This window comes from Kribbella albertanoniae, from assembly GCF_004348455.1.
Taxonomy (GTDB): Bacteria; Actinomycetota; Actinomycetes; order Propionibacteriales; family Kribbellaceae; genus Kribbella; species Kribbella albertanoniae.
In genome coordinates this window covers 1-11,955 of record NZ_SMKA01000281.1, presented here as the reverse complement: position 1 = coordinate 11,955, position 11,955 = coordinate 1, and the positions used below count along the sequence as shown (strand labels likewise).

Sequence of the window (11,955 nt, the reverse complement as noted above, 5' to 3'; positions counted from 1 at the left end):
CTGTGGTTGCGGGGGACTTCGACGCGGATGGTCGGGATGATCTGGCGTTGGCCGGTGGGGAGGGGTGGCAGTCGGTGCCGGTGGCGTTTGCTTCGGCCGATGGCAGCTTCCGGGTGGCGAACAAGGAGTTTCCGGGGAGTTGGCCGCGCTGGGCCGAGACGGACAACGTCCGCACGTTGGCCGGTGACTTCAACAGGGACGGGCGTGCTGACCTTGCGCTCGTCGGTGGTGCCGGGTGGCAGTCGATACCGCTGGCGCTGTCGGCTGGTGAAGGCAGCTTCACTGTGCAGAATCAGCCGATCGATGCGCGCTGGAACGAGTGGGCAACCACGCCCGGCGCAGAGCCGGTGGCCGGCGACTTCAACGGCGACCGAGCCGCGGACATCGCCCTCGTCGGCGGCAACACCTTCAACACCCAGCCCGTGGCGGTCAGCAACAGCGACGGCACCTTCGCGCTGGTCAACGAACAGCTGCGCTAGCACCCGAAGGACAGGACATATACGTCCACTAGGCATCGTCGCCAGGCGCGGGTGGACGCGGCGGGCGCGGGCGAGGGGGTATACGTCCTGTCGGTCGGCGGATCGCCACGCCCGGGAGTCCTGTCAGGACGGGGAAAATCCGGTTAGCGTCGGGGGATGGGACAGATGGTGCGTGGTGTGGTGGCGGCGGGTCGGGGTGCGGCGGTTTCGATCGAGGAGATCAATGTTCCGGATCCTGGGCCGGGGGAGGCGGTGGTGCAGGTTCAGGCGTGCGGGGTGTGTCATACCGATCTGCACTATCGCGAGGGTGGGATCAGCGACGACTTTCCGTTTCTGCTCGGGCATGAGGCGGCGGGGATCGTGGAGAGCGTGGGGGACGGCGTCAGCGATGTGCAGCCTGGGGACTTCGTCGTACTGAACTGGCGGGCGGTTTGTGGCAGCTGTCGTGCGTGCTTGCGCGGGCGGCCCTGGTACTGCTTCAACACGCACAATGCGAAGCAGAAGATGACGCTCGCCGACGGTACCGAGCTGAGCCCGGCGCTCGGGATCGGGGCCTTCGCGGAGAAGACGCTGGTTGCGGCCGGCCAGTGCACCAAGGTGGATCCGGCTGCCAAGGCTGAGGTCGCCGGGTTGCTCGGCTGTGGCGTGATGGCTGGTCTCGGTGCCGCGATCAACACCGGGAACGTCGGCCGCGGTGACACTGTCGCCGTGATCGGATCCGGCGGCGTCGGTACGGCGGCCGTGGTCGGGGCTCGGTTGGCTGGAGCGGCGAAGGTGATCGCGATCGACATCGACGAGCGCAAGTTGGCCACGGCCCGGGAGCTCGGGGCGACGCACGCGATCAACTCCAAGGACCTCGACCACGATGGTGTGGTCGAGGCGATCCAGGACCTGACCGGCGGGTACGGCGCGGACGTGGTGATCGACGCGGTCGGTCGGCCCGAGACCTGGAAGCAGGCGTTCTACGGCCGCGACCTGGCCGGCACCGTCGTACTGGTCGGCGTACCGACGCCGGACATGCGGCTCGACATGCCGTTGCTGGACTTCTTCGGCCGTGGTGGTTCGCTCAAGTCCAGCTGGTACGGCGACTGTCTGCCGAGCCGCGATTTCCCGCTGCTGATCGACCTGCACCTGCAAGGCCGGTTGCCGCTCGACCGGTTCGTCTCCGAAACGATTGCCCTTGAGGACGTGGAGGCCGCGTTCACCAAGATGCACCACGGCGACGTACTGCGATCGGTCGTGCTCTTCTAGACAAAGAAAGAGATCCAGGTGTCCGGGGGAGCATCGGGGCGGCCTTTGACTGGTCGGTGTTCCTCGGTCCAGGCGTCACCGGACATTGCTGTCGCGACTCGCCGCCAGAAGTGGACCGCGGTTGCGTTGTTGTCCTGGAACGCGACCTCGCATGGTCCGGGGTGATGCGCGAGCACCTCCTGGACTGCGCGCAGTCCGAGACCACCACGCCGCACGGGCCGGACGATGAAGAAGCTGTTCAGCACCCGCACCGGCTGCTGCAGCGCGCGCATCAGGCAGTAGCCGATCGGGTGCTCACCACTGTGGAAGATGTACCCCGCCCACTCGGGATCCCCGGTCAGCGCCGATTCCAGCCAGTCGCTGCGATAAGTCCCATCGGGCTTCGGCAGTTGCCCCTGGAACTCCGACAAGTCGTGCCGGAACATCAGGTACAGCCGCTCCATCACCTCTCGATCGTCGGCGTCGAACCGCCGTACGGCCAGATCTGTCATCCGTCTCCTCCCAAAGCACGAGAACGCAGAAAAGCCTCCCGCCGGAATCATCCGGTACGGAAGGCTTGCTGCGCACAGTCTATCAACCTAGTGGTGTGTCGCGCCTAAACCTTGGCACTGGCGGCGCCCAGGCGGGCACCTCGCTGCGTTGGAGGAAAGGGCACGATGGAAAAGCATCGAGCCCTTCCCTCCGCCTTGCGATGCACCCACCTGGACACCGCCAGCACTCAAGTTTTAGACGCGACACACCACTAGCTGTCTATCGACCCAGTTGGGCGGTGCTCCCGTCGACCCAGGCCATGTCGGGGTAGCGGGTGCCCACCGGGGTGAGCTTGGACAGTGCCGCCAGATCGTCGGCGCTCAGCTCGACCGCGAGCGCCCCGGCGTTCTCCTCGAGGTACTTCCGACGCTTGGTCCCCGGGATCGGCGCCACATCGTTGCCCTGAGCAAGGACCCAGGCAAGCGCGACCTGGCCCGGCGTCACGCCGAGCCCGGCCGCGACCGCGCGGACCCGGTCGACCAGCGCGAGGTTGGCGTCCAGGTTCTCCCCGGTGAAGCGCGGGAGGGTACGGCGGAAGTCATCCGCCGCGAGTTGGTCGGGCAGCGCGCCGGTCAGCATGCCGCGGCCGAGGGGCGAGTAGGGGACGATGCCGATCCCGAGCTCGCGGCAGGTCGGCAGCACCGACTCCTCGAGGTCCCGGCTGAACAGCGACCACTCGGACTGCACCGCGGTGATCGGGTGCACGGCATGTGCCCGCCGGATGGTCTCCGCCGAGGCCTCGGACAACCCGACGTACCGGACCTTGCCGGCCTCCACCAGGGAAGCCATCGCCCCGACCGTCTCCTCGATCGGCACGGTGGGGTCCGCGCGGTGCTGGTAGTACAGCTCGACGTGATCGACGCCGAGCCGCGCGAGCGATCGGTCGATCGCGGCGCGCACATACTCCGGTGAGCCGTCCACGCCACGTTTCGTCCGGTCGCGCGGATCACCGATGATCCCGAACTTGGTCGCCAGGAACACCTCGTCCCGGCGGTCCTTGATCGCCCGCCCGATCAGCTCCTCGTTGGCGCCGAACCCGTACATATCGGCGGTGTCGAGGAAGGTGATCCCGAGATCGAGCGCTCGGTGCAGAGTCGCGACGGACTCGGTGTCGTCGGCCTCGCCGTACGCGAAGCTCATTCCCATACAACCCAGGCCGAGGCGGCTGACCTCGGCGCCTTCGTTTCCTAATTTCACAGCATTCTCCAGATTCAGGCATGGCTTCGCCCACCGACGGACCGCGAGGGTCTGCCGGTCAGGCGAGGCGAGTGGTTACGGAGTGGCGGTGCCGCCGTAGACGGTGATCTTGTATTCGGTCACCGCGAGCGCCGCCTGCAGGTCCCGCAGCCGGCGCTGGATCCCGGCCCGGTGCTCCTCCATCAGCGCGAGTCGCTGCGGCTCGGTGTGCTTACCCTGCTCGACCAGGTCCAGGTAGTGGCTGATCGTGCTGACCGGCATGTCGGAGGCCCGCAGCCGGGTGATGAACGCGATCCGGGCCAGCGTCTCCCGCTGGTAACAGCGGTACCCGGACTCGTCGCGGGGCACCCGCACCAGACCGATCCGTTCGTAGTACCGCAGCGTGTGGGCGGTCAGGCCGGTGACCTCGGCCGCCTCCGCGATCGACAACTGCTCGGGCAGGTCTGCCGGGAGTTCGAGCAAACCCAGCAGCTGCACATCGAGTACCTGCGTCACCGTCATGAGTATGACGGTATGCCTTAGAGCGCACTCAAAGGCAAGTTACACCTTCTGGCAGTCGGAGCAGGTGCCGAAGATCTCCAGGGTGTGGCTGATGTCGGCGTAGCCGTGCTCGGCGGCGACCTTGTCGGCCCAGCGCTCGACGGCCGGCCCTTCGACCTCCACGGTCCGGCCACAGTTGCGGCAGACCAGGTGGTGATGGTGACCCTTCGAGCAGCGCCGGTACGCCGTTTCGCCATCGGCTGTCCGCAGTACGTCGACCTCGCGGGAATCGGCCAGTGCCTGCAGCGTGCGGTACACGGTGGTCAGCCCGACGGCCTCCCCGGAGGACCGGAGCTGCGCGTGAATCTCCTGGGCAGTCCGGAAGTCGTCGAGCGTGTCGAGCGCCAAAGCAACAGCCGCGCGCTGACGGGTCGAGCGTGTTCCGATAGCCACCGTTCCTCCTGTCCTCACCGGCTTTTCCGCGGCAACGCCAGCAATTGTCTCAGAACCCAGCAAATCAGTGTTCATCCCAGTGGTCCCCGTGTCGTGCGTGCAGGTGACCGTCGTGGACGTAGTCGACGTGATCGCCGTGTTCGACCTTCTTGTGACCGCAGGCCTGGCTGTGCGCGTGCGGGTGCCCGGCGCTGACGACGTGCGGCTCCGGAGCCGGTACGCCGACCTCGGGCTCCTCGTCGTCGAGTGGGGCGACCCGGCCGGAGCGTCGGCGCAGTAGCGCGCCGACGGTCGCGGCGACCATGAACCCGGCCAGCGCCAGCACGACGATGGTCGCGCCCGGCGCGACGTCCGCGTTGTACGACGTGATGATGCCGGCCAGGCACGCGGTCACACCGATCGCACATGCGGTGACGAAGGTACTGCGGAAGGACCGCGTGATCTGCTGCGCAGTCGCGACCGGAACCACCATCAGCGCACTGACCAGCAGCAAGCCGACAGTCCGCATCGCGACCGTCACCGTCACCGCAGCCATGACGGCGATCAGCAGGTTCAGCAGCTGAACGCGCAGCCCGGTCACCCGGGCGAACTCCTCGTCCTGGCAGACCGCGAACAGCTGCGGCCCCAGCCCGATGGCGATCACGAGGACAGCCACGGCCAGCCCAACCACGACGTACAGGTCGCTCGGGGAGACCGTGGTCAGCGAGCCGAACAGGTAGGTGTTCAGCGTTGCTGCGCCCTGACCGGCCAGGCCGATCAGCAGCACGCCACCCGCTATCCCGCCGTAGAAGAGCAGTGCGAGGGCCACATCGCCGGACGCCTTCCCGCGGGCCCGGACGAACTCGATCGCGGTCGCGCCGGCAATCGCCACGATGATCGCGGTGAGGACCGGCGCGGTCCCGGTCAGCAGCCCCAGAGCGACACCCGTGATCGCGATGTGCCCGATTCCGTCACCCATCAGCGACAGCCGCCGCTGCACCAGGTACGTGCCGATCGCCGGCGCGGACAGCCCGGTCAGCAGCCCCGCGATCAACGCGCGCTGCATGAACTCAAGTTCGAAAATCGTCATGAGGTCAACCACCCCAAGTCGTCGGAAGCACCGTGGGAGTGGTGGACGTGCGCGCTGGTCTGCGAGGCGTGCGGGGGACCGTCGTACACGATCCGGCCGCGGCGCAGGATGATCGAGCGGTCGATCAGCGCGTCCATCGGGCCGAGGTCGTGGCTGACCATCACCACGGTGGTGCCGCGGGCGACCCGCTCCCGGATCGCGTCGGCGAAGATCTGCTGGCTGGCCAGGTCGACCCCGGCCGTCGGCTCGTCGAGGATCAGCAGCTCCGGATCGGAGACGAGGGCACGCGCGATCAGCACCCGCTGCTGCTGCCCGCCGGACAGCTCAGCGACCGCGTCCTTGCGCCGGTCGGCCATGTCCACGACCCGCAGCGCGTCCTCGATCGCGGCCTTCCGGGCGGCACCGAGTGGTGCGAACAGCCGTCGGCTCGACAGCAACCCGGACGACACGACTTCGTACACAGTCGCCGGCACGCCGCCCGCTGCGGTGATCCGCTGCGGTACGTACCCGACCCGCTTCCATGCGCGGAACCGGGGCACCGGCGTACCGAACAGGCGGACCTCACCACGAGCGGCCGGAAGCAGACCGACCACGGTCTTGATCAGGGTGGACTTGCCGGAGCCGTTGGCGCCGAGTACGGCGACCACCTCGCCCTGGCGGATCTGGAGATCGACGCCGCGCAGCACCAGACGACCGCCCAGGTCGACCGAGAGATCGGTGACCTGGACGGCCTTCGCGGCGGTGTCTGATTCCGCGTTCTTGGGTGCTGTCACGCGCAGCTGTTCGCCTTCCGGAGCTCCTGGAGGTTCTCCCGCATCAGGCTCAGGTAGGTCTCTTGGGAGTTGGCGTCCGACAGGCCCTCGATCGGGCTCAGTACGGCGGTCTTGACGCCGACGTCACGCGCGATCGACTCGGCCACCTTCGGGCTGACCAGCTCCTCGTAGAAGATCGTGGTGACGTGTTGCGACTTCACGATCTTCTGCACCTCCTCGATGCGGGCCGGGGTCGGCTCGGCGTCCGGGGTGAACCCGGCGATGCCGACCATTGTCAGACCGTACCGCTTCGCGAGGTAGGCGAAGGCCTCGTGACTCGTCACGAACGTCTTGAGTTTGCAGTTCGCCAGGCCGGTCTTGTACTCGGTGTCCAGCTTGCCGACCTCGTCGAGCAGCGTCTTCGCGCGGGCCTTGTACCCCTCGGCGTTGGCGCTGTCGACCGCGACGAGCTTGTCGGTGACCGCGGTCACGACACCGGCGTACCGGACCGGGTCGAGCCAGAAGTGCGGGTCGAGGGCGTCCTCGGCGTGCGCGGCCGTTTTGGCCTCGCCCTCCTCGTGCTCCTCGAAGTCCGCGCCGGTCGCTTCGAGCTTGCCGGCCGGGGCGACGTCGAAGCCGGCGGCCTTGGCGTTCTGCTCGACGGCCTCGTCGACGGCCGGCTGCAGGCTCTTCTCGTAGACGACCAGCTTCGCGGCGGCGATCTCGCCGACCTGCTTCGGGGTCAGCTCGAGGTCATGCGGTTCGACGCCGGGGGCGGTCAGTGTGGTGACATTGACCGCGTCACCCCCCACTGTGCGGGCGATGAACTCGAGCGGGTAGAACGAAGCAACGACGTCGAGCTTGCCGCCGGAGCCACCCGCGGCAGAGTCGCCGCCGGACGACCCTCCACAACCGGCCAGGGTGACGGCCGCCAGGACGGCGGCACCGGCAACAAGAGCGCGAGCACTAGATCTCATGACAATCATTTTCATTTAACTGGAGATGATTGTCAAAACAGGGAGTTCAACCGATGAACAGCCGACCCGTGGGGCGCCGCCGCGCCGACCGCCGGGGCACCCGCCGCCTGGAAGTACCCGCCGGTCACGGCCACGGGCACGGTCATGGCGGCGACCACGTCGTCGACACCTCGGTGGTGGACAACGACGCGATCGTCGCCCGCCGGGTCCGGATCGTGGTCGCGGCCGTGCTGGCGCCGCTGATCACGGCCGCGGTGATCGCGATGATCGTGATGTGGCCGGGCGGCGGGGTGAAGGTCGCGACGTACCAGACCGACACCGCCCGCGGCGAGGTCACCAAGCTCGCGCCCTGCCCGGACAAGCGAGACCAGTGCGATCTCGCCTCGATCAAGCTGAGCACCGGCCCGGACAAGGGGCAGATCGCGCCGGTCCAGGTGCCGCAGGCCGGCAAGGTCCCGATCTCGATCGAGGTCGGCCAGTCGATCATGCTCGGCGTCCAGACCGACGCCAAGGACATCGCCGACCGCTATCAGTACGTCGATCACGACCGCAGCAAGCCGTTGCTGATCCTGGCCGCGATCTTCTCGCTGGCGGTGGTGGCGTTGTCGCGCTGGCGTGGCTTCGCCGCCCTGATCGCCCTCGCGGTGACCGCGGTGATGCTGACCCAGTTCATCCTGCCGGCGATCCTGAAGGGCTCGAATCCACTGCTGGTCGCGGTCGTCGGTGGCACGGTGATCATGACGATCGCGGTGTTCCTGACCCACGGGATCAACGCCGAGAGTTCGATCGCGTTGTCCGGGACGATCGCGGCGCTCGGGATGACCGTCGTACTGGGGTGGTTCTTCACCAAGTTCTGCCAGCTGACCGGGCTCGCCTCGGACGGCGCCTCGGCGGCCAAGCAGTTCTTTCCGAGTCTCAGTCTGACCGGCCTGCTGGTGGCCGGCATGGTGATCGGTGCGCTCGGCGTACTCGACGATGTCACTGTGACCCAGGCGGCCGCGGTCTGGGAGTTGTCGGCGGCCAACCCGTCCGCGTCCCGCAGTGAACTGATCGGCGCCGGCCTCCGGATCGGCCGCACCCACGTCGCCTCCGTGGTGAACACCCTGGTCCTCGCGTACGCCGGGGCCTCGATGCCGGTGCTGATCACGTTCGCGATCCAGGGGCTGCCCGGCCAGTACGTGATCTCGACCGAAATGGTCGCGATGGAGATCGTTCGTGGCCTGGTCGGCAGCCTCGGGATCATCGCCGCCGTACCGCTCACCACCACGCTCGCGGCCCTCGCCGTGGCCGACCGGAGCCGGGATCTGGTCACGCTCAGCGACGCTCAGAACACCAACTGACAACAACTGAAAATCAGCCCTTCCCCGGGCGCCCGCAGGCTCCTACAGTGCAATTAGGTCACGGAGAGTCCGCCAACGACTACCTTCTGTGGCCAGTACGGGGTGAGGAGTGCTGATGAGATTCCGCCATCGGGACGGCTCTGTCGTCCACCTGGGGTATTCCGCCACAGTTCTGCCTGCCGCGGATCTGGATGAGCTGATCAAGTGGCTGGACGGCTGTGCGGGCGCCGCGCGGGCCGAGCTCGGCGTGCCGACGCTTGGCATCGGGCTGTGGCTGGTGAGCCCGCTCGCCGACCGGCTGGCGAACTCGCCGGTCGCGTTGAGAAGGCTGCAGCGCGCGCTGACGCGCCACAAGCTCGAGGTCGTTTCGCTGAACGGCGTCGCCCACTCGGCGTTCGTCGACAAGGTCGTCGGTTCCAAGGTCTACTGCCCGGACTGGACCGATACCGAGCGGCTGCGCTACACGGTCGATCTGGTCGACATCCTGGCTGAGTTGCTGCCGCCTGACGCGGAGTACGGCTCGATCTCGACCCTGCCGCTGGCCTGGCGTGAGCCGTGGTCGAAGCAGCGCGACGCCGCGACCCGGGTGGCGTTCGACCGGCTGGAATTCCACCTGGATCGGACTGAGCGCCGTACCGGTCGGCGGATCCGGATCGCGGTCGAGCCCGAGCCTGGGTGTGTGCTGGAGATGGTCGGGCAGGCGGCGGGCTGGCTGAGTACCTACGTCAGCCCGGACGCCGGTAAGTCGCGGATCGGGCTCGGGCTGGACACATGTCACCTTGCGGTTCAGTTCGAGGAGCCGGGTCCGGCGTTCGAGACGCTGTGGCGGGCCGGTGTGGATGTGGTGAAGGCCCAGTTGTCGGTGGCTCCTCAGTTGGTTGACCCGTCGGACGGTCTTGGTCGGCAGGTGCTGGCCGATCTCAGCGACCCGAAGTACCTGCGTCAGGTGCGGGAGTGGTGTGGGCCCGGTGTGGATGACGTCGATCTGGCGTACCAGCTGTCCGGTCACGCCTGCTGGCGGATGCACGCCCATATCGCTGCCCACGAGCCGCCCCCGGCGCCGCTCACCGCGACCACCGCCGTACTGGATGAGTGCCTGAATCGCATGGTCGGCGGCGGGCATCCGATGACGCACCACCTGGAGTCCGAGACCTACACCTGGACCCGCCAGCCACGGACCCGGGCGCAACTCGCCAAGCGCATCGTGGGGGAGCTCCAGTGGCTCCGCGATCGCCTTACCGGCCTGGGTTTGCAGGAGATCTTGGGCTGAGCAGAGCGGAGTAGTCAGGCAATGCCGTCGAGCCGAGCGCCTTGCCGACGGCGTTCTGCGACCAGATGAACCGCTGGATCGGCGTGGGCAGTTTCGGTACGACGGACGCCGCCCACGGCAGCAGGCGGAGCGTGGCCGGCCCGCGCGGGATGATCGAGCCCATCACCTTCGGACCGATCTTGCGGCTCCGGTCGACCATCTGCCGGACCTCGGCCTCGTAGGTCCGTAGTCCGGCGGGGCCGTGGGTGGCCAGTTCCCCGGCGAGGATGTACGCCGTCGCGACGGCGAGACTGGTCCCGCCGCCGACCGCGGGCGCGGGGCAGTAGCCGGCGTCGCCGACCAGGCCGATCCGGCCGCGCTGCCAGGTATCGAGGGTGATCTGGGCGATGGCGTCGAAGTAGAAGTCGCCGGCGGCCTCGAGCTGCTCGAGCAGTTGCGGTACGCGCCAGCCGTAGTCACGGAATTCCGTTGCCAGTAAGGCCTTCTGCTGATCCTTGTCGCGGTAGTCGTACTCGAGCTCGGCCTCGGTCCGGACCATGAACATCGCTCGGGCCTGCCCGGTCTGGCGGACGCTGTACAGCCCCACGAGCCGGCCGACGGATTGGTGGATGAGCATGCTGGAGCCGAGGGCGAAGACGTCCGGCATCGAGTAGACCGCGAGGTAGCCGCCGAGATGACGGCGTACCGATTCCTCCGGGCCGAAGGCCAGCCGACGGACGTTCGAGTGCATGCCGTCGGCGCCGATCACCAGGTCGAACCGCCGGGGCGCGTTCCGCTCGAAGGTCACGTCGACCCCGGCGCCGTCGTCGGTCAGCGCGGTGATCGAGTCGCCGAACAGGTACTCGGTGGGCGTCGTCGCGGCCGACAGGATCCGGGTGAGTTCGCCGCGCAGGATCTCCACGTGCTGGTCGGAGATCCCGGCGTACAAGCGTCCGAGGTCGACGTGCACAGGCCGCCCGCCGGCGCGCTCGATCGTCAGCTCGTCGATCATCGTCCGGGCCGCGGTGACCTCGTCCCAGAGCCCCATCTTCTGTACGACGTCGCTGGCGTGCCCGAACAGGTCGACCGCGTGACCGCCGAGGCCGTGCCGCAGCGCCGGCGTGCGTTCGACGACGGTCGTCTCGACCCCGTACCGATTCAGCCAGTAGGCGAGTACCGGGCCGGCCACGCTCGCGCCTGAGATCAGGACCTTCATGGGCGTCCTCTTCCTGTTTACTTAACGGAAGGTAAGCAGAGTCGACGACTTCGTGTCAACGGTTTACTTAACGGAAGGTCAGTTAGACTTCGGCTCATGCCGAGACTGCGCACGGACGACCCCAAGGCCCGCATCCAGCAGGTCGCGGTCGAGCTGTTCGCCGAGCGCGGTGTCCAGCAGACCAGCCTCCGCGACATCGCCGAGCGCCTCGGCGTCACCAAGCCCGCCCTCTACTACCACTTCACCTCCCGCGAGGCCCTGCTGAACAGCCTGGTCCAGCCCCTCGTCGACGACTTCGACGCCTACGTCGCCGCCCAGGAGGCAGCGGCCCCGCTCGCCGCGCAGGACCTGCTGACGTCGTACTTCGACCTTGTGTACAAGCATCGTTGGCTGATCCAGATCCTCATCCGGGACCTCGGCGTCCTCACCGAACTCAAACTCGTCGACCGCATGTTCGAGTGGCGCGCCCGCGTGACCGAACTCCTCATCGGCCCCACCCCGGCCTTCGACGCCAAAGTCCGCGCCGTCGTCGCCCTGGGCGGCCTCTCCGACTCTGCAGTCATGTTCGTCGACGAACCCCTGGAAGCCCTCCGCACCGCCGCCGTAGCCGCAGCCCACGACTGCCTCCGCCCAGCCTGATCCCTGGAATGAGGGCTTGTACGGCGAGGCTCGCATCCGGCCGTGGCTGGGGAGGCGTGGCTGGGCGTCGCAGTAACCAGCCGAACGGCGGAACAGTAGGTGACCGCAGTACACCCGCCCACCGGCACGTCGCGCAGCAGAGCGCCGTACCGGCTTGTGTGTAACCGGCATTGGGCAACCCCTGGCTGGAGGGGTCAGGCTGATTCTCGGATTATCAGCTCGGTGGGGAGGGTGACCGGGGCGGCGGTGCCTTGGGTTAGGAGGGTTAGGAGGAGTTGGACTGTTTGGACTGCCTGGTCGGTCATGGGGGAGCGGATGGTGG

General features: G+C 67.8%; 13 protein-coding genes. 5 read left to right on the top strand and 8 right to left on the bottom strand.

Going from position 1 to position 11,955, the window contains the following annotated elements; translation table 11 throughout:
• Positions 1-479: FG-GAP repeat domain-containing protein (locus E1261_RS37515; protein WP_165952778.1), on the top strand; the 479-nt coding region annotated here is incomplete at its 5' end.
• Positions 480-635: 156 nt separating this feature from the next.
• Positions 636-1,730 (top strand): S-(hydroxymethyl)mycothiol dehydrogenase, encoded by a 1,095-nt coding sequence (locus E1261_RS37510; RefSeq protein WP_132414499.1) that lies wholly within the window; start codon positions 636-638, stop codon positions 1,728-1,730.
• On the opposite strand, the gene E1261_RS37505 is transcribed toward E1261_RS37510, so the two are convergent.
• From E1261_RS37505 to E1261_RS37475, 7 genes are all read right to left on the bottom strand, one after another.
• Positions 1,727-2,221, bottom strand: coding sequence for a GNAT family N-acetyltransferase (locus E1261_RS37505; RefSeq protein WP_132414498.1), 495 nt, complete (start codon positions 2,219-2,221; stop codon positions 1,727-1,729). The genes E1261_RS37510 and E1261_RS37505 overlap by 4 nt on opposite strands.
• A gap of 259 nt (positions 2,222-2,480) precedes the next feature.
• Positions 2,481-3,458: an aldo/keto reductase gene (locus E1261_RS37500; RefSeq protein WP_272948632.1), complete on the bottom strand. Its 978-nt coding sequence runs from the start codon at positions 3,456-3,458 to the stop codon at positions 2,481-2,483.
• Positions 3,459-3,533: 75 nt separating this feature from the next.
• Positions 3,534-3,959, bottom strand: a complete 426-nt coding sequence (locus E1261_RS37495; protein ID WP_132414496.1) for a MerR family transcriptional regulator — start codon at positions 3,957-3,959, stop codon at positions 3,534-3,536.
• A 39-nt stretch (positions 3,960-3,998) separates the two neighbouring features.
• Complete coding sequence (locus E1261_RS37490) at positions 3,999-4,391, bottom strand: Fur family transcriptional regulator (protein WP_132414495.1); 393 nt, start codon at positions 4,389-4,391, stop codon at positions 3,999-4,001.
• A 64-nt stretch (positions 4,392-4,455) separates the two neighbouring features.
• Positions 4,456-5,460 (bottom strand): metal ABC transporter permease, encoded by a 1,005-nt coding sequence (locus tag E1261_RS37485; protein WP_132414494.1) that lies wholly within the window; start codon positions 5,458-5,460, stop codon positions 4,456-4,458.
• Positions 5,457-6,233, bottom strand: a complete 777-nt coding sequence (locus tag E1261_RS37480) for a metal ABC transporter ATP-binding protein (RefSeq protein WP_132414493.1) — start codon at positions 6,231-6,233, stop codon at positions 5,457-5,459. The genes E1261_RS37485 and E1261_RS37480 overlap by 4 nt, the downstream gene beginning before the upstream one ends.
• Complete coding sequence (locus tag E1261_RS37475; protein WP_132414492.1) at positions 6,230-7,189, bottom strand: metal ABC transporter substrate-binding protein; 960 nt, start codon at positions 7,187-7,189, stop codon at positions 6,230-6,232. The genes E1261_RS37480 and E1261_RS37475 overlap by 4 nt, the downstream gene beginning before the upstream one ends.
• Positions 7,190-7,242: 53 nt before the next feature.
• Here E1261_RS37475 and E1261_RS37470 point away from each other — a divergent pair, with 53 nt between their 5' ends.
• Positions 7,243-8,529: a YibE/F family protein gene (locus E1261_RS37470; protein WP_132414491.1), complete on the top strand. Its 1,287-nt coding sequence runs from the start codon at positions 7,243-7,245 to the stop codon at positions 8,527-8,529.
• Between the two features lie 115 nt (positions 8,530-8,644).
• Complete coding sequence (eboE, locus tag E1261_RS37465) at positions 8,645-9,799, top strand: metabolite traffic protein EboE (RefSeq protein WP_132414490.1); 1,155 nt, start codon at positions 8,645-8,647, stop codon at positions 9,797-9,799.
• On the opposite strand, the gene E1261_RS37460 is transcribed toward eboE, so the two are convergent.
• Positions 9,765-10,994, bottom strand: coding sequence for an FAD-dependent monooxygenase (locus tag E1261_RS37460; protein ID WP_132414489.1), 1,230 nt, complete (start codon positions 10,992-10,994; stop codon positions 9,765-9,767). The two genes, eboE and E1261_RS37460, sit on opposite strands and share 35 nt — an antisense overlap.
• Positions 10,995-11,090: 96 nt before the next feature.
• On the opposite strand from E1261_RS37460, the gene E1261_RS37455 reads away from it, so the two are divergent.
• The gene (locus E1261_RS37455; protein ID WP_132414488.1) at positions 11,091-11,633 is read left to right on the top strand and encodes a TetR/AcrR family transcriptional regulator; all 543 of its coding nucleotides are present in this window, start codon (positions 11,091-11,093) and stop codon (positions 11,631-11,633) included.
• Positions 11,634-11,955: the final 322 nt, after the last annotated feature.